29 protein-coding genes and 2 pseudogenes are annotated in these 24,116 nt (G+C 47.4%); 4 read left to right on the top strand and 27 right to left on the bottom strand.

What is annotated here, in order from left to right; all coding sequences use genetic code 11:
• Positions 1 to 64 precede the first annotated feature (64 nt).
• The 15 genes and pseudogenes from BZG74_RS07675 to BZG74_RS15965 form a co-directional block, all read right to left on the bottom strand.
• Positions 65 to 799 carry a FadR/GntR family transcriptional regulator gene (locus tag BZG74_RS07675; RefSeq protein ID WP_077772060.1) on the bottom strand — a complete coding sequence of 245 codons (735 nt, stop codon included), beginning with the start codon at positions 797 to 799 and terminating at the stop codon, positions 65 to 67.
• A gap of 197 nt (positions 800 to 996) precedes the next feature.
• On the bottom strand, positions 997 to 1,449 hold the full coding sequence (locus BZG74_RS07680) for a GNAT family N-acetyltransferase (protein WP_077772061.1): 453 nt from the start codon (positions 1,447 to 1,449) through the stop codon (positions 997 to 999).
• A 12-nt stretch (positions 1,450 to 1,461) separates the two neighbouring features.
• Entirely contained in the window at positions 1,462 to 2,304 is an 843-nt protein-coding gene (locus BZG74_RS07685) for a delta-class carbonic anhydrase (protein ID WP_077772062.1), read from the bottom strand.
• 245 nt (positions 2,305 to 2,549) lie between these two features.
• A complete protein-coding gene (locus BZG74_RS07690) occupies positions 2,550 to 2,966 on the bottom strand; it encodes a GNAT family N-acetyltransferase (protein ID WP_077772063.1) in 417 nt (138 codons plus the stop codon).
• A gap of 88 nt (positions 2,967 to 3,054) precedes the next feature.
• Positions 3,055 to 3,582, bottom strand: coding sequence for a nucleotidyltransferase family protein (locus BZG74_RS07695; protein WP_235605730.1), 528 nt, complete (start codon positions 3,580 to 3,582; stop codon positions 3,055 to 3,057).
• A gap of 108 nt (positions 3,583 to 3,690) precedes the next feature.
• Positions 3,691 to 4,083: a hypothetical protein gene (locus tag BZG74_RS07700; protein ID WP_077607163.1), complete on the bottom strand. Its 393-nt coding sequence runs from the start codon at positions 4,081 to 4,083 to the stop codon at positions 3,691 to 3,693.
• A complete protein-coding gene (gene yidD / locus BZG74_RS07705) occupies positions 4,083 to 4,307 on the bottom strand; it encodes a membrane protein insertion efficiency factor YidD (protein ID WP_077772065.1) in 225 nt (74 codons plus the stop codon). Before yidD ends, BZG74_RS07700 begins: the two co-directional genes overlap by 1 nt.
• Positions 4,307 to 4,522, bottom strand: coding sequence for a DUF4177 domain-containing protein (locus BZG74_RS07710; protein ID WP_021022754.1), 216 nt, complete (start codon positions 4,520 to 4,522; stop codon positions 4,307 to 4,309). Before BZG74_RS07710 ends, yidD begins: the two co-directional genes overlap by 1 nt.
• A 164-nt stretch (positions 4,523 to 4,686) precedes the next feature.
• Positions 4,687 to 5,229, bottom strand: coding sequence for a ribosomal protein S5-alanine N-acetyltransferase (gene rimJ / locus BZG74_RS07715; RefSeq protein WP_235605722.1), 543 nt, complete (start codon positions 5,227 to 5,229; stop codon positions 4,687 to 4,689).
• A gap of 84 nt (positions 5,230 to 5,313) precedes the next feature.
• On the bottom strand, positions 5,314 to 7,398 hold the full coding sequence (locus BZG74_RS07720; protein ID WP_201247363.1) for a M13 family metallopeptidase: 2,085 nt from the start codon (positions 7,396 to 7,398) through the stop codon (positions 5,314 to 5,316).
• 74 nt (positions 7,399 to 7,472) lie between these two features.
• Entirely contained in the window at positions 7,473 to 8,015 is a 543-nt protein-coding gene (locus BZG74_RS07725) for a GNAT family N-acetyltransferase (protein ID WP_077772067.1), read from the bottom strand.
• Positions 8,016 to 8,084: 69 nt separating this feature from the next.
• Positions 8,085 to 8,663, bottom strand: a complete 579-nt coding sequence (locus BZG74_RS07730; RefSeq protein ID WP_077772068.1) for a DJ-1/PfpI family protein — start codon at positions 8,661 to 8,663, stop codon at positions 8,085 to 8,087.
• A 31-nt stretch (positions 8,664 to 8,694) separates the two neighbouring features.
• Entirely contained in the window at positions 8,695 to 9,459 is a 765-nt protein-coding gene (locus BZG74_RS07735; RefSeq protein ID WP_077772069.1) for an N-acetyltransferase, read from the bottom strand.
• Between the two features lie 93 nt (positions 9,460 to 9,552).
• Positions 9,553 to 10,758, bottom strand: a complete 1,206-nt coding sequence (locus tag BZG74_RS07740) for an MFS transporter (RefSeq protein ID WP_077772070.1) — start codon at positions 10,756 to 10,758, stop codon at positions 9,553 to 9,555.
• An 88-nt stretch (positions 10,759 to 10,846) separates the two neighbouring features.
• Positions 10,847 to 10,945 (bottom strand): annotated as a pseudogene (locus tag BZG74_RS15965) (cytidine deaminase); the annotation flags it as partial.
• A gap of 114 nt (positions 10,946 to 11,059) precedes the next feature.
• Between BZG74_RS15965 and BZG74_RS07750 the strand changes: the two are divergent.
• The gene (locus BZG74_RS07750) at positions 11,060 to 11,443 is read left to right on the top strand and encodes a hypothetical protein (RefSeq protein ID WP_077772071.1); all 384 of its coding nucleotides are present in this window, start codon (positions 11,060 to 11,062) and stop codon (positions 11,441 to 11,443) included.
• Between the two features lie 83 nt (positions 11,444 to 11,526).
• Here the strand turns inward: BZG74_RS07750 and BZG74_RS07755 are convergent, their stop codons facing one another.
• Complete coding sequence (locus BZG74_RS07755; protein ID WP_077772072.1) at positions 11,527 to 11,898, bottom strand: MmcQ/YjbR family DNA-binding protein; 372 nt, start codon at positions 11,896 to 11,898, stop codon at positions 11,527 to 11,529.
• A 280-nt stretch (positions 11,899 to 12,178) separates the two neighbouring features.
• On the opposite strand from BZG74_RS07755, the gene BZG74_RS07760 reads away from it, so the two are divergent.
• From BZG74_RS07760 to BZG74_RS07770, 3 genes are read left to right on the top strand one after another with little or no spacing between them, the layout of a single operon-like run.
• Entirely contained in the window at positions 12,179 to 13,558 is a 1,380-nt protein-coding gene (locus tag BZG74_RS07760; RefSeq protein WP_077772073.1) for an ATPase domain-containing protein, read from the top strand.
• A gap of 16 nt (positions 13,559 to 13,574) precedes the next feature.
• Entirely contained in the window at positions 13,575 to 13,952 is a 378-nt protein-coding gene (locus BZG74_RS07765; RefSeq protein WP_077772074.1) for a PleD family two-component system response regulator, read from the top strand.
• A gap of 2 nt (positions 13,953 to 13,954) precedes the next feature.
• On the top strand, positions 13,955 to 15,736 hold the full coding sequence (locus BZG74_RS07770) for a putative bifunctional diguanylate cyclase/phosphodiesterase (protein ID WP_077772075.1): 1,782 nt from the start codon (positions 13,955 to 13,957) through the stop codon (positions 15,734 to 15,736).
• 46 nt (positions 15,737 to 15,782) lie between these two features.
• On the opposite strand, the pseudogene BZG74_RS07775 reads toward BZG74_RS07770, so the two are convergent.
• The 11 genes and pseudogenes from BZG74_RS07775 to BZG74_RS07830 all read right to left on the bottom strand — a co-directional run.
• Positions 15,783 to 15,992, bottom strand: a pseudogene (locus tag BZG74_RS07775) (hypothetical protein); the annotation flags it as partial.
• A 21-nt stretch (positions 15,993 to 16,013) separates the two neighbouring features.
• Positions 16,014 to 17,366, bottom strand: a complete 1,353-nt coding sequence (gene yegD / locus BZG74_RS07780) for a molecular chaperone (protein WP_077772076.1) — start codon at positions 17,364 to 17,366, stop codon at positions 16,014 to 16,016.
• Positions 17,367 to 17,540: 174 nt separating this feature from the next.
• Positions 17,541 to 17,759 carry a DUF6500 family protein gene (locus BZG74_RS07785; RefSeq protein WP_077772077.1) on the bottom strand — a complete coding sequence of 73 codons (219 nt, stop codon included), beginning with the start codon at positions 17,757 to 17,759 and terminating at the stop codon, positions 17,541 to 17,543.
• A gap of 17 nt (positions 17,760 to 17,776) precedes the next feature.
• Complete coding sequence (locus BZG74_RS07790; protein ID WP_077772078.1) at positions 17,777 to 18,289, bottom strand: methylated-DNA--[protein]-cysteine S-methyltransferase; 513 nt, start codon at positions 18,287 to 18,289, stop codon at positions 17,777 to 17,779.
• A gap of 97 nt (positions 18,290 to 18,386) precedes the next feature.
• Positions 18,387 to 18,986, bottom strand: coding sequence for a class I SAM-dependent methyltransferase (locus BZG74_RS07795; protein WP_077772079.1), 600 nt, complete (start codon positions 18,984 to 18,986; stop codon positions 18,387 to 18,389).
• Between the two features lie 126 nt (positions 18,987 to 19,112).
• On the bottom strand, positions 19,113 to 19,646 hold the full coding sequence (locus tag BZG74_RS07800) for a GNAT family N-acetyltransferase (RefSeq protein WP_077772080.1): 534 nt from the start codon (positions 19,644 to 19,646) through the stop codon (positions 19,113 to 19,115).
• A gap of 163 nt (positions 19,647 to 19,809) precedes the next feature.
• Positions 19,810 to 20,211 (bottom strand): hypothetical protein, encoded by a 402-nt coding sequence (locus BZG74_RS07805; protein ID WP_235605723.1) that lies wholly within the window; start codon positions 20,209 to 20,211, stop codon positions 19,810 to 19,812.
• A gap of 832 nt (positions 20,212 to 21,043) precedes the next feature.
• Positions 21,044 to 22,018 (bottom strand): IS30 family transposase, encoded by a 975-nt coding sequence (locus BZG74_RS07815; RefSeq protein ID WP_077772082.1) that lies wholly within the window; start codon positions 22,016 to 22,018, stop codon positions 21,044 to 21,046.
• Between the two features lie 161 nt (positions 22,019 to 22,179).
• On the bottom strand, positions 22,180 to 22,365 hold the full coding sequence (locus BZG74_RS07820) for a helix-turn-helix domain-containing protein (RefSeq protein ID WP_077772083.1): 186 nt from the start codon (positions 22,363 to 22,365) through the stop codon (positions 22,180 to 22,182).
• Between the two features lie 321 nt (positions 22,366 to 22,686).
• A complete protein-coding gene (locus BZG74_RS07825; RefSeq protein ID WP_077772084.1) occupies positions 22,687 to 23,394 on the bottom strand; it encodes an outer membrane protein in 708 nt (235 codons plus the stop codon).
• 118 nt (positions 23,395 to 23,512) lie between these two features.
• Positions 23,513 to 23,941, bottom strand: coding sequence for a hypothetical protein (locus BZG74_RS07830; protein WP_077772085.1), 429 nt, complete (start codon positions 23,939 to 23,941; stop codon positions 23,513 to 23,515).
• Positions 23,942 to 24,116 lie beyond the last annotated feature (175 nt).

Here is a 24,116-nt window from a genome sequence, read left to right on the forward strand (position 1 = left end):
AACAGTCGCAACACAGGTAATGGGTATGATTGTGTAGAGGTTTCCTTTTTGAAGTTTTTTATAATTAGCTTGATGTTTGTTCATCAATGCATTGTTGTAGCAACCGATAGTGGTGGCTAATCGTCGCTTGCGCCTTAAACGGCTCCGCAGCGATAATGTAGTTAACGGTCTGTTGCCAGTTTTCCACCGTTTGGCGACGATACTCCGCCGCTTGATAAAGGGCATAATCGTGCGAACTAAACCCTTGCTGGATAGCGTGCATCACCCATTCAAAAATCGGGTTGCCGGACATCGCAGCAATCAGCAGGTTCAGTGCCCGATCCAGCTCTCCTAAGCGATCCAAATCCGGTGCCTCTTCCGCGGCAAGTGCCGCAAGCTCAGTGACGCTTTCACTGAGCTGTTGCTTTTGCGAATCAGTACCCCGACTAATGGCGAGCAGCACTAGGCTTTGGTCAACCGTTTCACGAAACTCCGCGACCTTGTCCGCTTGTACATGGCTCTGCTTTAAAAACAGTGCCAGTGATTCACTGATGTTATGTACATCAACCTGACGCACGACCGCCCCACCTTTTTGGCCTTTACGGATTTCAATCAAGCCTTTTTGCTTGAGTGATTGAATGGCTTCTCGCACCACACCACGGCCAGTACCAAACTGTTGTTGAAGCTCTCGCTCACTGGGCAGTTTATCGCCAGGTTTTAGCGCCTCGGACAGAATCGCCGATTCGATTTGCAATGCCACATCTTCACTCGCTCGGCCCATTTGAACCGGATGAAAAAGGCTACTGGTGGATGTCGTCATGGTTACCCCTTCGCTTTTGGTAGTACCAAACTAGCAACTCTTGCATTATAAAGTCAAATATTATCTCGCTAGTCTTCTTTTGGTACGACCATTAAACATCATCGATAAGATCAATATAATGCTGATATTATTCATGAAAACAAAAAATCCCGCTTAGTTTTCACCGAAGCGGGATTTTTACATGATATAAACGGCAACTAACTTTGGTAAACCATTCGCCACTCTCGCTCACCCGTATGAGGATCGGTTTGCTCGCGGTCGACCACAAATCCATGACGTAGATAAAAGGCGTAGCTGGCCTTGTTCTTCTGGTAAACGGTCAAATCAATGACGGTTTTTTGTTGCTTAGCATGCATCAACAACTGGCTACCCACGCCTTGCCCCTGCTTATGCGGCGCAACAAAGATCGCTGCCAATGTTTGACCATGCATAGCGTAGAATCCCTCGATGGCTCCATCTCTCTCTACCACCCACACTTCTGCCATCGGCAAATAGGCTGATCGCATCGCCTCACGCTGCTGATACCAAAAATCGTCATCAATAAAGTCATGCGCTTTTAATGATGCATTCAACCAGATATCAAGTACCGCATCGGTGTCCGCAGGACGCATGCGGCGCAAAGTATGTGGCGAGTTGGGGGTGGGTATCATGGCGCCTCCTGATTATCGGCCTGACAGCAGTGCAGGATTAGTCACTCGGTTCCTTACACCATGAGCATGGCGTTCATCAAATACATTGGCATGACACCAACGCTGCACACTAGCAATATCAACTTTCTTGACGTGTGGACGGACACGCCATGTAACTTGGAAAGGAGAGCCTTTTTGGTTATAGCCAGGGCCCGTGGTTGACCCCAAGTAAGTGACGGGATTACCGCTATCTTCTGGTAGGTTGATCGCTTGGTAACGCCCTTTACGTTGACCAACTTTAGCAAGCTGAGAGAAATCACGCGCGTTAGGATCATTCACCACCACCAATACCTGCGCTTCAACACGTAACTGCGGATTATGGGTCGCCTCACTCAGGCACGCACCCAGTGTTGGTCCCGGCGCCACAGAGGCCGAACTGTAGACGTAATGGAGCTCCAGGGTGTCCCCGACGCGGACAGATTGATGCTGGCTTGTACATACGGGCTGGTCGTAAGACGCACGTTCACTGTCCGATAAAGCGCCTGAATACAGGTAGCCACTGTGATAGCCGTGACCGTCCCCCGCCCCTGCGAAACGCGTAAACTCCCCGCCTTTGTGCTCAGCGTTTTTATGGAAGTGGATATTACAAAGATTCATCGCCTGCGCTGGCGGTGCGTAATTAAATCGCTGAGGGTTGGTGCCGTGGATGGCATCAATATCACGCGGTGATTGGGGGCCAAACCCTTTACCTTGTGTGGCGCGCTCAAGCGCGTCACGCTGTTTAGTTATCACATCGTTCACTTCGGAGGCCGCTAATGATGTAGAGGCAACAAGCATTCCTAACGACAAGGTGGCAAGAGAGAGTAACGTTTTCATAGGTCTTTCTATTGTCAGTGAAAACTCGCGAGTCTATTCGCACTTGACCCCAGTATATTGATCTCTCTCGTAAAAAAGTGTGTATCGGTTAAGTCGGATAATAATTTTGGAATCACCCTCACTGCAAAATCAGTAAAAAACAGATAGTTGCGCACAGCAGTGAGAGACCGCGCCATGCCGTGTGTATGGCGACACAATAGCGCCCGACTATCCCGAGCCTGATGTGTAAAGGGTCAGTGCATGCGTTAGTTGAGCGCTTTCGTCATAAAGTACAAAGCATGTTCCAAAGGGTAATCATCTAATGTCATCTGGCATTGGTAGCCATGCTTTTCGTAGAAGGGTTTGGCTTGAAAGCTTAACGTATCAACGAACGCCATTTTACAGCCCATATCCTTGGCGTACTCTTCCAAGTTACTCAATAAATGACTCCCCACATGGCGGTGACGAAATGCATCATCGACCCAAAGGTATTTAATCAATAACCATTGCCCCCAAGTGTTGGCCACCACGCCACCGATACGCTCATCATTATCGTTGTAGGCATAGCCGGCAAGAGAGCCTTCAGGAAGGCCAGCTAAAAACGGGGCATTGCTTTGCTGCAGCTGTTGGCGAATGGCGGTAATATCATCGTCACTTGGGCTCGCGTCCATGCGGTATTTCATCGGCTTAGCTATCCAGACTGTTCAACACAGCAACGAGTATGCCTCGGGTGGCATGGACTGTCTGTGCCCATGCGCACCCTATTAACGATTACTCGTGATGGATCGGCTTTGCCGCCACAGAACACTGAGTGGTGACAGTGAGTTTAGGCCAATGTTTAAGCCATTGCTTGTCATCAAGGCGCTGCTGAAACACATGCCATGGACGTGCGGGGTTATGGCTAAGCTTCAATTCAAACAAAGACTGAACCCCAAAGGCAGCGATAACTTCGCAGCGTTGGTTCATATCAAGGCGGACAGCAATCGCGGTTTCTTTCTCTGGCCAAAAGCGCATCGCATCCAATGTACTTGCGTAAGGAGGATCTTGATGTTTCTCGTGCATTCGCGCCTGATTACGCACCTGCCAAGTCATTTCTGGCATGGTCTTTTGCAGTAGCTGCTCTAAATATTGTTCGCGCTCTTTAGTGGTATCTTCAGGATCGTAGAAGACAACATCGATATCATTGAGCGCACTCGGGGAATATTTGTGCAACGCATCCCAAACCAGATTGCGGATAAATCCGGCAGCAATATAACACTGAGGGAGGTTTAAAGCTTGAACACAGCGAAGTGCACGCATTCTTACCGGATCAGCCTCAATCAAGTCAATCAAGGCACGCCGATAGGTTTTCTGACATAAAAAGAACTGGTGCTGGTGACGTTTACGGATCCGACGGCGCTTCATGGATTAACCACCGCGGCGGATGTGTTCGAATATTTCGCGTGATACATGGTAGTTGTACTGCCTGGCAATCTTCTGGGCAAAAAACAGCTGTGGTAATTCAAATAGCACTAAACCCGCCAAAATCAAACCAAAATAAGGCTGATTCAGTACTAAGCCGATAATGGCGATAACCAACAGCACACATTCTACGACAAACAACCCATACTTTCGCAAGTAAAGATGATGTATCCCCCCTAAGAACCCCCAATTTAGCGCCGCATAAGTATCGGGATCTTTAAGCTGTCTTGATTGCTCGGCAAAAAAGCGTTTTTTCTGGCTTTGAGTTAAACCATTTACCTGCTGCTTGAGCTCGGTCTCTTGTGCTTCTAGCGCTTCTATAGGTTGGGTAAAACGCATTACGGCACCTCGTCGTGAATTTTCTCTCGCGCATTGGGGTTATTACAGCGGCGAATACGTGCCAAACCAAGTTGCCAGCCTCGAATGGCTCCGTACTTTTCGATGGCTTGGCGAGTGTACTCCGAGCACGTAGGCTCGAAATTACACTCAATATTGAACAGTTTCTTTGATCCACCTTTAGCTTGGTAACGATGGATCAACGTAAGCGACAAATACTTGAGCATTACCGGCCTAAAGTCACAATCACCGCTTCACGTTGCCAAAATAGCATATAACGTTTTTTTTCAATAACTTGAAAAACAACCTGCCAACCGTCTTGGGCGTACTGGTTTAGCTCTGCCTCCAAGCGCTGCAACGGCAAGCCGCTCGAGCCGAGTAGTAAGGTGCCGCAGCCCCCCTCTACAATGTGTACAACCTTATATTCGGTAAACTTACTCATCTATTGTCCTCACCTTGGATGGTATATCTGTGCAGATGACAGTTGCCCGTCATCTTTTAGAAAAAGCCTGAATATTCTCTGAGAAAAATGGTTTCGGTTCAAAACGTTATTACTCGTCAGAAAAACTTTTGAAGCCAGTTCACGTTCGTGTATCACGTTGCCCTTTATTCAACCAAAGGGTTGAGTTTGGCGGTGAGCACATGATCTTGCCAGCGGCCATTGATTTTGAGGTAACGGCGAGCATAGCCTTCGCGCTCAAACCCCAGCTTGGTAAGTAGCCGCTCACTGCGGGTATTGTCGGGCATATAATTGGCCATTACGCGGTGCAATCCAACCTGCTCAAACACAAAACGGATACCTGCTTGGATGGCTTCGTGCATATAACCCTGCCCTTCATAACGTTTGTCAGCGGCATAACCTAACAGGCACGCTTGAAAGACGCCGTGGATCACGTTGGTAAAATTGCACACCCCTATCACATCGTCTCGTTCATGATGCAAAATCACAAACTTGAAGGCTTGCTGTTGTTGAAACAAGTCTTTCGCTTCTTGCAGCGCGCGATGCCAATAGTCTTCGCGATAAAATGCGGCAGGACGTATGGGCTCCCATGGGGAAAGGTGAGCACGATTTCGTTGATAAAACTGCGCCATCATGTCGGCTTTTTCTGGGGGAAGTAAAACCAGTCTCGTCCTTGGCGTGCTTAGCACTTGGAGCCTCCTTGCATCGGTTCGCGCGATGGACAGTACCAACATCTATCGCAAAAAGTGCCGCCCTTGTGGCGGCATCCGAGATTACCAGATATTCACCCGCTGATCTTCGGGTAAATACATGCCATCACCTTCTTTAATATCAAAGGCTTCATAGAACGCAGGGACATTGCGCGGTGCACCGAGTACTCGGTATTTCGGTGGCGCATGTGGGCCCAGCGACACGCGCTCACGCAGGGCATCTTCACGCATCTTCATTTTCCAAATCTGCCCCCAGCTGAGGAAGAATCGCTGCTCGCCGGTATACCCGTCCATCACTGGAGACGGTTCTCCGTGCAACGATTTTTGATAGGCGCGGAAGGCGGTGGTCAAGCCGACTAAATCACCAATGTTCTCACCCAAAGACACCTTGCCGTCAATGAACAAGCCCGGCAACGGCTCAAACTGGCTAAATTGCTCGGCCAGCTTTTGGGTGCGCGCATCAAAGCGCGCCCGGTCCTCATCAGTCCACCAATTAGATAGGTTGCCATCGCCATCATAACGCGAACCTTGATCATCAAAACCGTGCCCCATTTCATGACCAATCACCGCGCCGATACCGCCATAGTTCACGGCATCATCCGCATTCATATCAAAAAACGGTGGTTGTAAGATCCCGGCGGGGAACACAATCTCATTGGCAGTTGGGCTGTAATAGGCGTTGACCGTTTGCGGGGTCATACCCCACTCTTTGCGATCAACGGGCGCACCAATCCGCGACAACATATCTTGATAGCCCCAGCGAGCGGCACGTTTGCTGTTGCCAATCAAGTCATCGGCGTTGATGGTCAGCGCGCTGTAATCTTCCCATTGCTCTGGATAGCCGATCTTAGGCGTGAATTTACTCAGCTTATCCAATGCTTTCGCTTTGGTTTCATCGCTCATCCACGCTAATGATTCAATCGAGTCTTTAAACGCGGCACGCAGGTTATCAATCATGCTTTCCATACGCGCTTTGGCTTGCGGAGGGAAGTAGCGGGCGACATATTCTTGGCCAAGCGCTTCACCCAATACTCCTTCGGTGGCTTGCACGCCGCGCTTCCAGCGATCACGCTGCTCAGGAATGCCGTTAAGGGTTTTGGAGTAGAACGCGAATTGACGTTCAACCAACTCATGATTTAGGCGCGGTGCAAACGCATTGAGCGTGCGAATGGTTAGATAATCTTGCCACGCTTGCAGGCTAGTTTGCTCAAACACCTGCCCTAGCGCCTCAAAATAAGACGGCATGCGCACCACAACCTCATCGGCTTTGTCGATACCCGCGCGTTTGGCAAAGCGTGCATAATCAAACCCGCCCATTAACTGGTTGAGCGCCTCAATGGGCATTTTGTTATAGGTGGCTTGCGCGTCACGGCGTTTAGCACGTGTCCAATGGTGTTCTGCCAGTGTTTTTTCCAGCTGATAAATCCGATCCGTGCGTTGTGTGGCCTGATCGTAGCCCGCTAAGCGCAGCATGTCTTCGAGATAGCTTTTATACGCGGTGCGGATACGCTCAGCGTCCTCGGTGTCTCGGAAATAATAGTCTCTATCCGGCAAGCCCAACCCGCTTTGGCTCAGATACAGAGCGTTATAGTCAGGGTTTTTCGCATCGGCCCACGCATAAAAACTAAACGGGATCCCAACGCCAACTTGTCGCAAATCGGCCATCGCATAAATCAACGCAGGCTTCGAGGAAATCGCCGCAATACGATCAAGCTCAGGTTTGATTGGCGTGACCCCCAAGGCATCAATTTTATCTTGGTTCATATAGCTAAGATAAAAATCACGCAGCTTTTGCTCATTGGAGCCTGGCTTGAGATCATCACGCGCCACCAACTCATCAATGATGCCTTTCAGACGCTTTTCATTCTCTTCCGCTAAAATACGGAACGCACCATAGCTGGACATATCACTGGGGATTTGGGTTTGGTCGTACCAAGCGCCATTGACGTGACGAAACAAGTTATCTTGCGGGCGAACCGATCGATCAAAATCTTGTAGATACAGGCCTGATTCGCGCTGCACCTCAGCGTGTGTGGTGTCAGCAGCGTATACCTGGTCAGGCACCAAGCTCATCACGCCTAGTGCAAGCGCGACCCCCATCGCGGCTCGCTTAAATCGCACTCGATTGACTGATTTATTTTTCATCATTCGTTTACCTAATTCCTTCCATAACATGGCTCAAGCGACGTGATCTTGTCGATGCCTTAAAAGACATGCGCTGTTCACGACATAAGGTCTCGATAGAGCACCACACAGTGATAATCACGCCCCTCGTCTTGCTCGGGTTCAAAATGGGTAATACGACAGAACCCCTGCTGATACCAGAATCGAAACGCGTGAATGTTTTCGGCGTAAACATTCACACCCATGTGTCGATAGTCTCCATAAGCTTGCACGGTTTCAATCACGCTCGCAACCGCTTCGCTGCCATAGCCATGCTTTTGATATCTTGGAGAAATCGTGAGCATGGGGAGCCAAACACTCTGTGCGTCGGGCGCATTGAGCGAGATTTGTAGATAGCCGATATCTTTGCCGTCATGGGTCTGGATGCGACGAAGATAAAAGGCGTCCTCTACATCAGGCGCCTTTTTCTCCGCACTGTCGGCAATCAATGATTGATAGGTGGATAACGACCAAGGCTTAAACGTGGGATCTTGATATTGCAGATGCTGATTTTGCTCAAACAGCGCTTTAACGCGCTTTGCATCACTGTACTCAAACGCACTAAAACACAAACGCTTAGAGCGCCATGCGGCTGGAAACATGTTTAATTCCTATTTTATCAGCGCATACATTGATTGATATCGCGCTTAACGACCTAACCTCACAGCATATTACGCGTTTCGCTGCCAGTGGTAATCCATTTGCTTGGCCACGCGCTGGGCTAAATCCTCGCTGTGCAGATCAGCCACCAGCTGCAAACTCATATCAATGCCCGCAGATATGCCCGCGGAGGTAAGATATTTTCCATCCCTCACCCAGCGCTTACCTGACACCAAGCTTAATGGCGGATAAGCACGGCTGAGGTCGTCTATATCTTCCCAATGTGTGATCACCTTTCGACCATCGAGTAGTCCGGCCTCTGCCAGTATGAACGCCCCCGTACAGACAGAAGCCGTACATTGAGTGATCGCATCTTGTTGCTTCACCCAATCGATCACCGAGGGGCTCGTGACTTGTTCATGGTGAACGCCGCCGACAACCAGCAGCACATCCAGTGTTGGGTGGTTGGCGAGATGATAATCCGGCACGACACGCAAGCCGCCGCGCGCGAGCAAAGGTGAGTCTTGTTCAGCAATCAGTCCAACCTGCCAACTTTCCGCACCCAAACGTTTTGCGGTGCTAAATACTTCAAAAGGGCCGGCAAAATCGAGCACCTCTGCGTGCTCATACACATAAATACCAATATTCATCGTTTGTCCTTACATCCATGTAAGTGTTGGGTTAAGGGTGATGAGGAATAAACTTATCAAAGCGGCTCTCCATACAGGCACTGATATCGGTGGTAATAAACTCCCCCTGATAATACAAACTAAAAATGGTGGCCGGTGAAGGGCATGCTTGTGCTTGGCTCAATGTCTCTAAATGATGTACTTCAAGCGGGATACCACGCTGCGCGCAGCTTTTTTGTAGCGAGTTCAGCACATGGTATTCCGCATAAGGACAACGATGGGAGTAATACACCACACATCCTTCGGTTGATACCTTGGCGGTATGAACCGATGCCCGAAACTGCGGTATTTCAGCCGCGTCATTCAACGGATAATACAACAGCACAAAGCCATTAGGGGCCTCATCCGCCACGTTGAAGCCTTGGCCTTTTAACCATTTTGTATCGCTCATAAAGTGGTATTTCTTTTTACCGACCACGGCGACTAGGCCTTGCTTATCTTGCTGTTTAGCCGCTTCAATGGCGTCAGCTAACAGTTGCTTGCCGTGTCCATGCCCTTTGTATTTCCCAGAGACCCAAAAGCAACCCAATGCCAGATAACCATCCGCTTGTATGGGCTGCCAAGCTGTCTCTGCTGGGCCATATTCGATAAAGACTTTGGCGCGTTCATCTAGACGGCGAAAACGGTATCCATGCTGATGCTCCTGCTTTAGCCACTGCTTTTTCGCCTGATAGCTGGCTTGGCACTTTTTATCCGAGAACGCACAGCAGATGTGCGCATCATCCAAGGTTTCTGGGGTTAAGGTTAGGTAGGCCATATTCACCTCCACACAGGTGTATTGATGGTATACCTTTTAACCTACCTTAACCGCATGGGTGATGACTCCACTTTGGTCACAAAGCCATCAATTTTATGACGACGTCGCTGCGAGGCGCGTTTTCTTACGCATCGACAATAAAAACATACCGATGCTGGCACACATAGCCATAGCGATAACAAGCGACCAAGTCACCGAATAACCGAACGTGTCGATGACATAGCCGATCAATACAAAGCTTGGCATCAGCAATAAGCTACGCAGTGTGATCAATACCCCTTGAATACGACCGCGATGACTCGCCGGTGAGTTGTTGGCAAGATACACGCCTTCTTTGGTGAGCAATAACACCTCGCCAGCGGAAAGAAAAAACCACGCTAAAAAGTGAACGGGAATCGTAGGTGCCAACATCACAAGACCATACCCCAGCACAAATAAGAGTCCTGCATAGGCCAACGCCATCGTCTCAGTATGTCCAGATGTCGCGCGAAGCAATAGCGGCGTGATGATCACCACCAACACGCACGCATACGTCATCAATTGACCAAAACGCACGGGCCCTTCTTGGCCAAATAAATGACTCAAATAAAGCGGGCTGGCCATCGTCATTTGGTTCAATGCAAACCAAAGCATGCCGCAAAGTAAAGTGAACACAATGAGATAAGGACGTGATTTAAGCACCGACCAGACACTGCCCTCTACCGCGCGTTCAAGGTCAGAGTCAGACTCGGGAACGGCTTGCTCGGTCACATTGACCAAAAAGGCAACCACAAGAATACCCACCAAGACGGCAAGGCCGTTACCAAAGAAAATCCACTCAGTGTGCCGCCAAAACAAATAGCCCGCTAAGATGGGACCAATCGCTGAACCCAAGTTATAGGCAAGGTAGCTAAGTGACATCACTGCATCACGATTGCCTGCGTGAGATAAATCGGCCACCAATGCATTACTGGCCGGCAGCGCTACACCGATAAAAAAGTACGCGGCGAATAATAACGCCGGCACCATCACTGGGGCATCAGGTGCAAATCCACACATCAGCAGCAAGATAGCGCCGACACATTCCCCCGCCACCATAGTGTTTTTATGACCTACCCAATCAGAAAGCTTGCCACCAATAAAACTCCCCAGCAGGTACAAGCCAGTAATACTCATCGCCAATGTCCCCGCCAGCGACGCGGAGTAGCCGAGCTTATCGGTAAACAACAACACGAGGAAAGGAATAATAAAGTTGCCCATCCCGAGGATCATGCGGGCCAGTGCAACGTAGTAAATATTGCGGTGCAATCCTTTATACATCGCCACCGCAGAAATAATCTTGTTGATTGTCGTAATCGTTAAACGTCCGTGTTAAAAAATCAGCACATAATGTACATGATTGATAAATTTATAAAAACTCGTTATTCACTAACGACCAATGGTGCGGCATGAGCTCGCGCACAGTTTTAAAAACTAGCTGGTTGTCTGGCGTAGAAATCGCGGCTTTTGCGCAATTATTGTACCCAAAAGGGGTAAATACGTGGCTCACGGTTTTCTGTTTTTCGAAATAATAAAATCCCTAATATGGTGGCTACGTTTCGACCTCTTCAGAGACACTTCGATGGATGATAACGCTCGGCAATTGCTTGACCACCTATGCCACGGGTATGACCAATTAGCCCAACGTCACCAGACACGCGCTTTTCCAGAGCTCTCTACCGCTATCAAGCACCCGCTCGGCTATTGTCTGGTTCACTGTACGATCGGTAGTCCGCGATTATCGATTGTTTCGCTACAATTTGCCCCCAGCGTTCGCGGCCAAGGGGTGCTGACGGCGTTTATCGACTATATTCAAGCGCATCCGCATCACTATCGTGGCGTTGAGGTTGCGACCATCCAGAACCCAAGCCTGGCAAAACGGTTACTGGCTCTGGGTTGGCGATATAAATCTGTCCTGACAAAGCTATTTCGCGCCAATACGCCCACCTTGATTACTGATTTTTAATCAAAATACGGAAGTTTTCACGTAGGTGGGTTCCTATTATTGCGAGCGTTTGCCAACCCTGAATGGCTTGTCCATCGCCTTTATCAAAGACTGTTCTCTTCGACGCCGAGCTCGGCTCGTTTCGCTTTACTCAAGCCTTGACAAACAAGTTGATACGATTGCGCCACATAGTACTTTAAGTCTTCATCAAGCTCACCGGTGGTGTGAGTTTGTTGAATCCATTTCATACCCCGGTTAGCAAAATACGGCGCCGGTACGTAACCTTCAAGATCGCACAAAAAGGCATAATTTATTGGCGAGGTTTTAAAGGTAAACGCTGGTTGACCGCTTTTACTGCTGGTGCCAATGGCGAAGACTTTCCCTCCCACTTTCCAGACGTCTGAGTTGCCCCACTGCACCACATGTGTCGCGGCCGTAAACGCGCTGCAGTATCGATTAAATGTAGAATGATCCAAGCAGTTCTCCTTTCAACATGCACAAGGTGTCAGGCAGCCTAAACAGGCTTCGTCATCGTAAATGGTGTAATGCAAGCAACACCTTTTAGCGCGAGTGCGAACGCACAGCGTACTGCATTCTAGCGTTTCAAGGCGTAAATGCTGCTTTTTCTTACACCCGCCATGACAGTTGTGTTTTCCTCTACTACCTTTTCTAGACGGTAATGCCTAAAAACGTCTCTATGGGGGTTTTTCTGGGTGAGCTAGGTCTAATAAAAATAGCCATAATAGGGGAAGCGACATGAAAGAGAGAGTCTCCTCAGGTATTCCTGGGCTAGATCAAATCCTTAACGGTGGCGTCCTCCCTTCAACAGCGGTATTGGTGAGAGGTGGACCAGGTTTAGGTAAAACGACAACAGGCTTACAGTTCCTTTCTGCGGCGTCACAAGAAGGCGAGAGTCTATTTATTGGCTTTCAAGAGGCCGAGGACCAGCTCAAAACCAATGCAACAACAATTGGCGTTGATGTCTCAAACATTACCTTCCTCAGCTTGGCCCCAGACGACAGCTTTTTTAAAGAGCACGAGTCCTACGACATATTCGCCTCCACCGATGTTGAGCACGAGCCGGTCACTAAAGCCATCGTCGACACCATTGAGACACTTAAGCCCACACGTGTTTTTGTCGACTCCTTTACGCACCTACGCTTTCTTACTGCGGATGTTTTTCAATACCGCAAAGAGGTTCTGTCGTTCATCAACTATTTAACCGAGCGAGGCGCCACTGTGTTGTTCACGTCCGAACACAGTGATTCCTCACCTGATGACGATTTAAGATTCTTATCAGATGGCGTTATCTCGCTAAGCCAAACCCCGATGGGACAAGAAATCTGCGTTGAGAAGTTTCGCGGATCTGATTTCCTAAAAGGCTGCCATCAGATGCGCAATGGCGCTCACGGGGTTGAGGTGTTCCCGCGGCCACTTCCACCCAACGAAGAGCTGGTACCAGGGAGGTTTGAACCTATCTCGACGGGCATTGCGTCTATCGATAACCTGCTTGGCGGTGGGCTAGAGATGGGAACTGTCACCATGATCACCGGCCCCTCAGGCATTGGTAAATCCACCTTGAGCAGTTGCATTGCGGAACAACTCAGCCATAGCTTGGGTCATGTCAACATCTACCTGTTCGAAGAGGAGATCTCCTCATACCTCCACCGGGCACGACAACTCAATATCGCCCTGCAACACCAAGCAGAGGCAGAACGTTTAACTATCGAACAAATCGAGCCTTTGCAATATTTAGCCGATGAGTTTGCCGCCAAGGTGTACAAGGATGTTGTTCAAAATAACACTCGCTTGGTGGTGCTTGACAGCACGGCGGGATTCAAAATGACTTTGCGTGAGGAATCGATTCAAAAACGTTTGCATGCCCTCGCAAAAGGCTTATCGAGAATCAATGTCTCGGTGATTCTGGTGAATGAGACATTTGCACTTTATGGCGAAGACAGTATTTCTGAGAAAGGGATCAGCTACTTGTCGGACACCATTATCTCGCTGTCTTACTATGCGGACGATACCACGCACTCGCAAATTTCGGTGATGAAGAAACGGTTGAGTGATTTTGATCGTAAGCCTCATCAGTACCTGATCGGCCCCGATAAAGTGCAAGCAGTGACTATTTGACCAAGAGGTATGTAAGGTGACCAATAAAAGCACAGCATCATTAACTGTTTTTTTGTGCGTGAAATCACCGGGCAACCGAAAAGTGTTGGCCGCTTCTCTTGAAGAGGCGGGTTACCATTGTCGTCCTTTAGTTAACGAAGCCGACATGGAGGCGGCAGCGGCGATTGGCGGTAAAAAGCTAGCCCTAGTCGATACCAGCGGCTTTGGTAGCAATGTGTGGCGCTTATGCGAAAAGCTACAGCAGATGAACACCGCGTTTATTGTTCTCTCACCACAGGAAATGCTGACAAGTTCAACCCAAGCCACTCAATATGGTGCGGTCAGCATCATACAAAAGCCTGTTGCCAAAAAAGCATTAATGCAGCTTGTTGCTGGTTTCACGGGTGAGGAGTAACGATGACCAGTACGGTTAGAAACTTACCAATAATGGTAAACCCCGAACAAAAAGCAGAACGCAAAGATGATGGGTTCCAGCGTATTCAGGGTGCCAACGTTTTATTGGCTATCCATAACCCCAACAACTTGGCGCTACTGCGCGAACAACTGAGCAGCGACTTCCAAATTTATGAAAATCCAAGTGACATAGACAATATCGAGTTTGATCTTGCGATCATCGATATCCCCTCTCTCGAACAATGTAAAGATGCATTGCAACACAAAAAGATCCGATGCGAGCCCACACTGCTACCTGTGATGCTGATGCTTCCCAAGCGTGATCTCAGACATAACCTTCGCCCCTATCTAGCACTGATTGAAGAATTCATCACCATGCCCGTTGACAAGGTAGAGTTTATGGAACGGGTCGTCATGCTACTAAGGGCGCGTTTTTTAGCCGTCGATCAGCGCGATAAACTCTATTATCTCGCCACTCATGACAGAGTCACTGGCCTCGCCAACGAGCAGCGATGCCTTGAACATGTCACCGACACCATTCTCGCGGCGTCTGTGTTAAATAAAACGGTTTATGTGATTGTTTTTTCAATTAATCTAGAGCAGGTTTTTAAGTCTTTCGGGCACTCAGGTCTCGAGCAATCCGCAGTGATATGCTCGCAACGAGCGCTTAACACCCTTACCGAACACGATAAACTTTTCCGCCTGACCACAGACACTTGGTGCCTAGTGACAGACCCTAGCCACAATAACTTGACGCATACGTTGTCCGTTTGCCAACAGCTGGTTAATGCCATGAGTGAGCCAGTTCACATCGAGCATGATCTGATCCATTTAGACACTGCTATTGGTGTCAGTCGTTACCCAGACGATGCGGTCAATACACGCCAAGTATTGGATGCGGCCATTAACGCCATTGATCCAACACAGACGAGTGTCCCAAATTTCTATTCTAAAGGGCTACAAAAGGATGCCCTACGCTATATTCGAACCGAAACACTGCTGCGACAAGCTATTGGCAAAGAGCAATTTGAACTTTGGTATCAACCGCAAATAGATTTCGCCTCTGGAGAGGTAAAAAGTGTTGAGGCGTTAGTTCGGTGGCGATTGCCTGATGGTAACCTCGTCTCACCAGGGGACTTTATTCCCATAGCAGAGAAGACGGGGCTCATTACACAAATCGATCGGTGGGTGATCATGGAAGCGTGTGAAACCATGGCACGCTGGAAAGAGCTGGCGCTCTCTATTGAGCGCGTGGCGGTCAACGTCACGGCATGCGATGTAGAAGAGGATGATTTTGTTAGCTTTATTGATGAGGTTCTGAAAAGAAATCACATTCCCCCGCCTAACTTGGAACTGGAGATAACCGAGGGAGTCTTTTTTCACTCAAGGTCGCAAAACCTTGAAAAGCTTAGCCACCTCCGTAAGCGCGGGATCAGCATCGCGGTTGACGATTTTGGCACAGGTTATTCCTCACTCAGTTACTTGCACACGTTGCCGATCTCGACGCTCAAGATCGATCGCTCATTCATCAACAGCATCTTAACCAGTGAAAACGACGTTGCCATCACTGAAAGCATTCTCTGGCTAGCAAAAACCTTTAAGCTGCAGACGGTTGCTGAAGGGATCGAGACTGTTGAACAGGCTGGGTATTTGAAAAAGCTTGGCGTCGATATTGCCCAAGGCTTTTATTACGCCAAGCCGATGCCGGAAGCGCAATTTTTAGCCTGGCTGGCTACTCAACAAAACGCTGAGCGTGTTGAACAAAGACAAAGCGAAATATCATAAGCAATACCATCGCCACCGGCGATTGATAGCCGCTCACCCCTCTCGATTATAGCGCCCCAGCAAGCCTTTTTAGGTAGGTTTTAGCTAATTCGTGTTGCCCACGGCTCAACCATTTAATGCAATCAAACAGCTCCCAAATCAGCCCTTCATCCCCGCTGGTGTAAACAGGAAAGTTCTCATGCTTAGGGGCTGGCTCATCCGTCACTCGCGTGGGGACAATGTCTGCTTTATCAAATAACACAACAAAGGGCTGCGCGGAGCGCAACGACTGTTGGGCTTACTTAAAACAAACTTCCGCCCAACGCGCTAAGCCTGCGGTGACTGAGCCAAAGTAGTCACCACTCACTACAGGAATGTTCGGCAACTCTGCTTGTACAGCCTCACGTAAAAAAGGCGAGCGTGCCGAGCCACCTGTCATAAAAATCACGTCAGGCTTTACACCGGCCTGAGCGACCACATCGTGAACTAAGGCGATCATCTTACGTTTGGGCGCTTCAATCGCATCAATCATGTTATCGCGCGATACATCAACGTCCACGCGCTCTGAGAACAGTTGAATACCCGCTCGGTATGCGGCTTGATCCGACAACGCAATCTTTGCTTCTTCCGCACGACGGACAATGTTGTAACCCAGTGACTCGTGATACACCTCAAGCAAACGGGCCAGTTTATGTGGCTCTTGCGCTTGCTTATGCAGCCCTTTGAGCACCGCCAAATTTTCAAACGCATAGAAATCGTTTTGCGCTTGTACGTTGTTAATCGCGATAGGGTTGGAAAACTGCGTAATCGGCATCTCAATGCCAGATTCCATTTTGCTGCCCATCCCAAACGGGAACATCATTTGTTTGAATGCCAACGCAATATCTAGATCATTGCCGCCAATACGCTGGCCTTTGTGCGCTAACAAACTTGCACTGCGATCGCTACTACCGCGCCATGATGGCCCCATCTCAATCAACGAACAGTCTGTGGTCCCCCCACCGATATCGACCACCAGAACGATTTGGTCTTCGCTCAGCGTCGCTTCATAGTCCAGACCGGCAGCAACCGGTTCAAACTGAAATTCAATCTGTTTAAAGCCCGCCCGCTTAGCCGCATTGAGTAAAATACCTTCAGCTTGGCGGTTTGCCATCTCGCCTCCACGGCCTTGAAAATTGATCGGCCGACCGATCACCGCATCATGAATACTCTGTTGGGCTTGGTGTTCGGCTTGCGTTTTGATGTTGTCCATCATTGTGCATACGAGGTCTTCAAAAAAGCGCAGTTGGGCATCACGTAAACCTGACGCACCAAGGAAAGATTTAGGCGATTTCACGTAGTACATATCGCGCGGATCATCGAGATAGCGGTCGAGCGCCGCTTGACCAAACGCCATGTCCTCCGCCTCAAGTTCAATGCTTTCCTCTCGGTTTACATGGATGGCGCGGCGCAACATCTGCTCGCCAATCGTATCTAGCGGCTTGATGCCACGGTGACGAAACAGATACTCAGACACAGATTCGCGCGTAGGTGCGGCAAGGGAGGAAGGAATAAACGTGCTGTCCCCTTCTAGACGTAACAGCGTCGGCTGACCGTTCTCAATCTTCGCCACCGAACAATTGGCTGTACCATAGTCAAAGCCGATATACATAAATCCCTCTCACCGCAGAAAAAGTCGGCAATGCTACCTCAACCGTGGCGGGATTTCTAACATCCGTGTGCCCAAGCCAATCTGACTATCTGGGCCCGTGCCCCGCTATCCATTGTCATCTTGGTGAACCTGAATTACACCTTGTCGGCAAAATAGGCCATGTTTTTGCAGTCGTCATAAATTATTTTTGACCATCTCCTTGATGGTTCTTGCCTTAACAAAATGATCTAATTGATGGGTCTGTATCCACCAGGTTGCGGCTTCCATCAACTGCTCTGGATCGTCATTTTTGTTTTTGAAGAACGCATAAAATGACACACCGACATTCTCACCTTTCGCTTTGATTTTTTGATCACATACCGCTAGGATTTTCGCTCTCAGCTCCCCTCTCATGCGACCCTACCCTATCCTTAAATGAATAAATTCTGCTCTAATTCTAAAAGGCGCTTTTTCAGTGACAGACCGCCACCATAGCCAATAAGCTCCCCTTGGGTGCCGATAACCCTATGGCAAGGAATAATAATCGCCAACGCATTGGCCCCGTTGGCATTGCCAACCGCACGTACTGCGGCGTCATTACCAATCGATACTGCCAACTCTTGATACGTCACCCTGTCACCATATTGAATGTTGCTTAATGCACTCCATACCGACCGTTGAAAATCGGTACCCGCCAAAAGTAAAGGAAGGTCAAAAGTTTTTCGCTCACCCAAAAAATATTCCTCGAGTTGAGCACGAGTAGCAGCTAACACATCATCGCTCTTTTCTACAAAATCAGCGTAAAGAATCCGTTTAATGCGCTCATCAACAGCACTTCTCATCTTGCGATATCGGAAGTCACACAAGCAAAGCTTACCTTGATACGAACCAAGGATAAATTCGGCATAAGGGTGTTTATAATACTGGATATTTATTGTGTTCATTGTGCTCTTTTATAAATAGTTTTCCACTACCAACATGGATACTTGTCTTATCTGTTTCAACTTCTAGGTTAATTACCCCTAAGTGTTTCTAAAATTCTCATACCATCGCTTTTACAGCAACCACTGAAAAAATATGCCAATGCTTAGGGGTTCCGACCATTGTCGCGCCAGGTTCATCACGCTCTTTGAAACTGACTATTTCAAACTCTTCAAATAAGATCTCAACTTGTTCTTTACTCAACGGTGCCGTCGGTAACCGAAAATTCGTTGCCCAAGTATCTCTAGGCCCCATAAAATCACCTACAAAAACACCACCAGCCCCGATAGAAGAAGCAATTTTTTTCCATGTATTTTTAAACTCTACCGGATCAGCAAAGAACAAACTTGAGTTTGCTATCACTATGCCAGTAGAAGGATAATTGAAAGACTCAAAGGAGCACTCTGAAAGTTTAACTAGCGGCTTTGAACTAAACCTTTCTGAACATATCGCAATAGATTCTGGATTAATATCAAAGCCATACACCTGATAGCCTTGCTGCTCTAAATACGCTATCTCACTTCCGGTTCCACAACCGCAATCAACAGCGGTTTTCAGTCCAGACTGATCCAACTCAATGGCGAGTTCAGTGCGTGAATTGTGGGGGCGTAACAATGATTTTTCGTAGTACTGACGCCAAGTTGCTGAAGTATCATCCATAACGTTAAATATTCCAATAAAGTGAGCCAAATTAAGGTGTGAACAACGCTTATCCCTTAGCTAATCCATTGTGCGTAAGTACCAAAGCTGATTAAAACTGAAAATGCCAAGCGCTGAAAATTTCTCTTAAACACCTTGCCTGTTGCGTGCTAACCACTCCGAACGCAGCATCCCATATTTAACTGAATCGTAGTACTTGCCCTCGTAGTAACGAACTTTTCGCAATCTAGCTTCTTGCTGGAAACCTAATTTCATTGCTACCGACATCATGCGAGGGTTACCCGACCAGGTTGTCATACCAACACGCTCAATTTCTTTAGTATTAAATAAGTACGAAACCCAGAGAGGAATGGCTCGTGCTGCGATACCCTTCCCCCAATATGCAGAATCGTAAATGATGATACCAGCTTCAAGCCAGCGAGTTTCTTCACACTCCCAGTAACAATTTACTGTCCCAACAGGCACATCATCCACAGTGACTAACTGTAAGTCTGAACCATTTAGTAATCTTTGAAATGAAGATTTCTCAAATTGTTCTAGTGATGGATGTGTGTAAGGAAAGTAAGGGCCATTAAACTTTGTCCATTCATCATTTGAAACAATCAAAGAATGGAGGAATTCCAGTTCGTTTTCCTTGGCTGGTCTTATTTCTACTTCCATATATTCCTTAATACTTCCCGATTCTTTGTAGCAAACTAATACGGAGCACACCGAAACACTTTAAAAGTGGTACGTCCAAGTGACGCGAACTGTCATAAATTTGCTCGGACAAACTGCTCAACACTAAGATACCGTCCCTTGCTTTGGTAGTGCCCATCTAAGGCTAGGCCATCTTTTCTAGCGGAGCATTGTCATACCCAAAATCTTGAATCTCTCGAATGTAGCGCTCTATGAAGCCTTGAGGCGCGAGTTCACGCCATTGCAGCACATGAACCAACTCATGGAAGTGAAGCGGGAGATCGTGTGCAATTTTTTTCTTGACGTAATAAGTATCGTTATAGGTAATACCGTCCATGTCCATGTCGATAAAGTCTCCTAGACCAGCAACCCGAAGTCCTGGAAAATCAGGCTTTGGGAGTTCGTCGGTAACAACGAAGAATGCTGTCTTCAGAAATCCAGGCGAGTAGAAACCATTGAAATGTTCTTCAAGGACAGAGCAAGACCGACGCACTTCTCTATGTGAGAAATTCACCTGATGTATCCAACCCTCTATCTCTTCGATCATTACTCCTCCATTTATAATGATTAGCTCAGCTGCGGCCGCTGCTTAGCACTGGAAAACAGCTGCTTGTCTAATAAAGCAACGGGCTTGTTCAACACCCAAATAAAGTGTCGGCTGTGCGACACTTATTCTTATTTGCTAGCTGCCTGCCTTTTTAGGCTTTGGAGCCTCATCTTTCAAGGACCTTGTGCCCGGAGGAGTTGACGCTTTAGGTGGTGGAGGCGGCGGTGTTTTATTGGACATAGTCACTCCTTTTGATTGGTTTAATCGTTCTAATGAAATAGCAATAGCAGTTAGTTTCTGATTTAAAGTCTGATTAATTATTGGAGTTTCTTTTCTCGGAGAAGATACGTCTAGGTTACCAACAAAAAAATAATGAAGATGCTATTATGAAAGGTATGCTTGAATACAAAAGCCAACCGAAAGATTTATGTACATGCTCAGAGCGAATGTCATTTACTTTTGTATTGTGAGAAGAGCAATCCCGAAACTTATTGTGAACAAAATCAGACACCTACTTGTCTACGTCGACTTCTGACTGTGCTGCCTCTGGATATTGGGTGTTGTAAGTTCTAATACTCTCAGCATGCTCTAATAGTTTAGTTCTGTAATTGTCAATTTCGCTCGCTATTGGCATGCCTTCGTATTCATTTCCCCAAAAGGCTTTGACCAGATGTCGTACACAAAAAATAGCTAGCAACAAACAAGTTAATACGGAAAGTATGAAAATGCCAATAACGGGATAATTCTGCTCAAAATCTAACATTCTGATCATGTAGCTTAGTACTGCAAAGCCCGTAGCTATCAGTGCGAAATTAATCTGAACCCCGCGGATTCAACCGCGAAGTGCAACACTCTCGTCTGCAGCCTGGCATAACTTGTTAAAGATAACGCTAGGCTGCCTAAAACCAAGACATTTTCTTGGTCGAGCATTCAAGCGGGCCACAGCTTGCATCACCTCTTCTTCAGTGAGTTCACGCAGGTCAGTGCCCTTGGGAATATACTGCCTGAGCAGCCCGTTACTGTTTTCGTTTAAACCTCGCTCCCAGGATGAATAAGGGTGAGCAAAGTAAATCTCTGTCTCTAATGCCTCTGCTATTGCCTTGTGTCCGACAAATCCTGAACCATTATCCGCGGTGATTGTGTGCACATGCGCGGCGTACGGTCGAAGTAGCTCAATGGTGGCATCACGGACAGCATCAGCGCTTTTGCTGCTCACCTTTTTTACCAAGTAAAAACGACTGGTTCGTTCAGCAATGGTGACAAGCGCACCTGTGCCGTGTTTGCCCAAAACAGTATCGATTTCCCAGTCACCAAAACGCTCACGGGTATCAACAATGGCTGGCCGCTCATCGATAGAGACGGGGTCTGGTATCACACAGCGCTTGCTTGTTTTGCCCTTACGATAGCGTTTGTGCCCTTGGCGCAATGACTTATACAGTTTGCCGCCAGCCGCTTTATCCGTTGCCACATATTGATAAATCCATTCATGGCTGACAGGCATGCCCAACCGCGTGCTCACATGGCTAATCTGCTCTGGGCTCCAATCAACGTTCAGGCAGAGTTTRACAAAGTCGATTGTCATCGAAGGTATGCGCCTTTTGCCGGCATGTATACGTCGACTTGTCGTTAGCTGCTGAGCTTGAGCGGGCTCGTAACGGCCGTCCGGTAATCGGTTCCTACTTAGCTCTCTCGAGATTGTTGATTTTGACTTACAAAGGGTTTCGGCAATGACTGTTTGTGAACAGCCACGGGCCAAAAGGACAGAAATCTGGTATCGTTGTCCTTCGGTCAACTGCTGGTAACTCATGGTAATCACGTTTTGATTTTGGCGATGAGAAGCGTACCACTATCAGCAGTTGACTTCCTCTCGCCAGTTTAACCATGAGTGTTGCACTTATTATCTGAATTCAGGGCTTCCTAGGCTATTGACTTCAGCCCGCAACAAACTACGCAGCCCTGAGGTATACATTACACCNGCTGCTGAGCTTGAGCGGGCTCGTAACGGCCGTCCGGTAATCGGTTCCTACTTAGCTCTCTCGAGATTGTTGATTTTGACTTACAAAGGGTTTCGGCAATGACTGTTTGTGAACAGCCACGGGCCAAAAGGACAGAAATCTGGTATCGTTGTCCTTCGGTCAACTGCTGGTAACTCATGGTAATCACGTTTTGATTTTAGCGATGAGAAGCGTACCACTATCAGCAGTTGACTTCCTCTCGCCAGTTTAACCATGAGTGTTGCACTTATTATCTGAATTCAGGCCTACCTACTAACTTTTCCCGCACTTCCATTTCGTGAAAGTACGTTTTCTCATAGAGCTCGTACAAATGTTGCTTATTCATTTATCTCCGCTCTTAAACTAATTGAAAGCAGTAAACGACACGCATAACCGGAGCCGAAAAGTTGTATAGCGAGAAACGAGCGGCGCAGCTTTTTGGCGTCCGAGTTTATGGCATTGTTAGGCCTTCTCTGCCGGCTTAGAAAAGATACCTTACAGAAAGTAGAAGCTCATGAGCTTTCACATCAAAGGTAAGCGGTGAATTCAGCGTTAATGTACCATCATTGGCAGATCGACTGGATTTTGCTTCCCCATAATCGACATACGAATATGAAGCATCGAAGATGAATTGCTCATTGATTGGATAGATGGCGCCAAACATTGCTTTCCATGCGAAGTCACTTTCAGTATTTACCGCTATATTACTTTGTTCTATTGGAGGGGAGAAAGTAAACTTTCCAACTTTGTTTTTCGCATAACCTATTCCTAAGCCTACATAAGGCCTAGTTTTCCAACTCTTCTTCAGAACGGACGCCATGTCTACTTGGCCTACAAGCATAATTGATGTTGTTTCCAAATCAACTTTTCCATTAGTCCCTGCGTCAGGTGTGCCATTATCGGTATATGGTCCCTCTAAATCAAAACCTGAATTGTGTTGTAAAGAAAGTTCCGAAGTAAACCAATCATTTACCAAGTATCCAACACCTAGCTGGTAGGCAGTTGATTCACCAAAGTCAAAATCCACTTGATCTGGCGGATCGGCTAAATCACCAATAGTGCCATCATTGTCTATTCCAGACGCCACCCCAACACCGACCTTTATATATAGGTCATTCCGTGCCCCTTGAGCAATTGCCGTACTAGACATAATCATGAATGCCAGTACTGATATAAGTATATTCTTCATTTCTTCTCCTTTTTTCCCTCATTTCATTTTTGACGTTAGGAGCAGCAGATAAGGGGTATCTACTGGCCTAACGCCCGCAATCACGCGCTTGTCTCGTGAATTGCTTTGTTAGCTGAATTTATACATTGAACATTCTTGCACGCATATTTGCTGCAAACATAAACTGACCTAAAAACTGCTCAATGCTTAAAGAAGCTATATCGCTTGCCTTAATATTTTTAAAATTTCCGTTAGAATCGGCTAAGAGGTCTATTCGATTGTGTTTAAAAACACAAAAGTGCTTATTTGTTTTTGTGGGAAAAAACTCTCCTTCAGTAACGAATGCAAAGCCAAGAGATTCTTTATAACTGGGGCTACTTGGTGTACCACGTAAATACGGTATGATTTTGTGATCGTTCAACTCAAAACCGCAAACAATTTTGTTCTCTATTAAATAGTTAAGAAATTCCGTCATTGAATTGGCTAGTTCAGTAGAGGTACTATTAGCAAGCACACTTTTCAGATATTCTCGGGCGTCGGAACCTCTAAAAAATCGTCTATCTTCCATTACGATCCTCTCATCCTTTAGTTAAGTTAACTCATTAAAACATAAATGATAAACTCAGGTAGACTATTTGTTGTCATTCTAAAGTTTGAGACACGTTTTTTTCTGCTAACATTATATTAGTGTGCGTGCTCGATTTGTCGAAATCGTTACACCCCTGTTCTATCCATAAACTCAT

This window comes from Salinivibrio sharmensis, from assembly GCF_001995985.1.
GTDB lineage: Bacteria > Pseudomonadota > Gammaproteobacteria > Enterobacterales > Vibrionaceae > Salinivibrio > Salinivibrio sharmensis.

What these genes read in the sequence shown, in the direction of transcription:
- BZG74_RS07700 (WP_077607163.1), bottom strand. Translation starts at nt 4,083, where the DNA reads ATGCGTTTTACCCAACCTATAGAAGCGCTAGAAGCACAAGAGACCGAG.
- BZG74_RS07760 (WP_077772073.1), top strand. Translation starts at nt 12,179, where the DNA reads ATGAAAGAGAGAGTCTCCTCAGGTATTCCTGGGCTAGATCAAATCCTT.
- BZG74_RS07770 (WP_077772075.1), top strand. Translation starts at nt 13,955, where the DNA reads ATGACCAGTACGGTTAGAAACTTACCAATAATGGTAAACCCCGAACAA.
- BZG74_RS07790 (WP_077772078.1), bottom strand. Translation starts at nt 18,289, where the DNA reads ATGAACACAATAAATATCCAGTATTATAAACACCCTTATGCCGAATTT.
- BZG74_RS07710 (WP_021022754.1), bottom strand. Translation starts at nt 4,522, where the DNA reads ATGAGTAAGTTTACCGAATATAAGGTTGTACACATTGTAGAGGGGGGC.
- BZG74_RS07675 (WP_077772060.1), bottom strand. Translation starts at nt 799, where the DNA reads ATGACGACATCCACCAGTAGCCTTTTTCATCCGGTTCAAATGGGCCGA.
- BZG74_RS07750 (WP_077772071.1), top strand. Translation starts at nt 11,060, where the DNA reads ATGGATGATAACGCTCGGCAATTGCTTGACCACCTATGCCACGGGTAT.
- yegD (WP_077772076.1), bottom strand. Translation starts at nt 17,366, where the DNA reads ATGTATATCGGCTTTGACTATGGTACAGCCAATTGTTCGGTGGCGAAG.
- BZG74_RS07725 (WP_077772067.1), bottom strand. Translation starts at nt 8,015, where the DNA reads ATGTTTCCAGCCGCATGGCGCTCTAAGCGTTTGTGTTTTAGTGCGTTT.
- BZG74_RS07825 (WP_077772084.1), bottom strand. Translation starts at nt 23,394, where the DNA reads ATGAAGAATATACTTATATCAGTACTGGCATTCATGATTATGTCTAGT.
- BZG74_RS07800 (WP_077772080.1), bottom strand. Translation starts at nt 19,646, where the DNA reads ATGGAAGTAGAAATAAGACCAGCCAAGGAAAACGAACTGGAATTCCTC.
- BZG74_RS07685 (WP_077772062.1), bottom strand. Translation starts at nt 2,304, where the DNA reads ATGAAAACGTTACTCTCTCTTGCCACCTTGTCGTTAGGAATGCTTGTT.
- BZG74_RS07690 (WP_077772063.1), bottom strand. Translation starts at nt 2,966, where the DNA reads ATGAAATACCGCATGGACGCGAGCCCAAGTGACGATGATATTACCGCC.
- BZG74_RS07795 (WP_077772079.1), bottom strand. Translation starts at nt 18,986, where the DNA reads ATGGATGATACTTCAGCAACTTGGCGTCAGTACTACGAAAAATCATTG.
- BZG74_RS07805 (WP_235605723.1), bottom strand. Translation starts at nt 20,211, where the DNA reads ATGATCGAAGAGATAGAGGGTTGGATACATCAGGTGAATTTCTCACAT.
- BZG74_RS07785 (WP_077772077.1), bottom strand. Translation starts at nt 17,759, where the DNA reads ATGAGAGGGGAGCTGAGAGCGAAAATCCTAGCGGTATGTGATCAAAAA.
- BZG74_RS07830 (WP_077772085.1), bottom strand. Translation starts at nt 23,941, where the DNA reads ATGGAAGATAGACGATTTTTTAGAGGTTCCGACGCCCGAGAATATCTG.
- BZG74_RS07720 (WP_201247363.1), bottom strand. Translation starts at nt 7,398, where the DNA reads ATGATGAAAAATAAATCAGTCAATCGAGTGCGATTTAAGCGAGCCGCG.
- BZG74_RS07730 (WP_077772068.1), bottom strand. Translation starts at nt 8,663, where the DNA reads ATGAATATTGGTATTTATGTGTATGAGCACGCAGAGGTGCTCGATTTT.
- BZG74_RS07695 (WP_235605730.1), bottom strand. Translation starts at nt 3,582, where the DNA reads ATGCGTGCACTTCGCTGTGTTCAAGCTTTAAACCTCCCTCAGTGTTAT.
- BZG74_RS07680 (WP_077772061.1), bottom strand. Translation starts at nt 1,449, where the DNA reads ATGATACCCACCCCCAACTCGCCACATACTTTGCGCCGCATGCGTCCT.
- BZG74_RS07740 (WP_077772070.1), bottom strand. Translation starts at nt 10,758, where the DNA reads ATGTATAAAGGATTGCACCGCAATATTTACTACGTTGCACTGGCCCGC.
- yidD (WP_077772065.1), bottom strand. Translation starts at nt 4,307, where the DNA reads ATGCTCAAGTATTTGTCGCTTACGTTGATCCATCGTTACCAAGCTAAA.
- BZG74_RS07735 (WP_077772069.1), bottom strand. Translation starts at nt 9,459, where the DNA reads ATGGCCTACCTAACCTTAACCCCAGAAACCTTGGATGATGCGCACATC.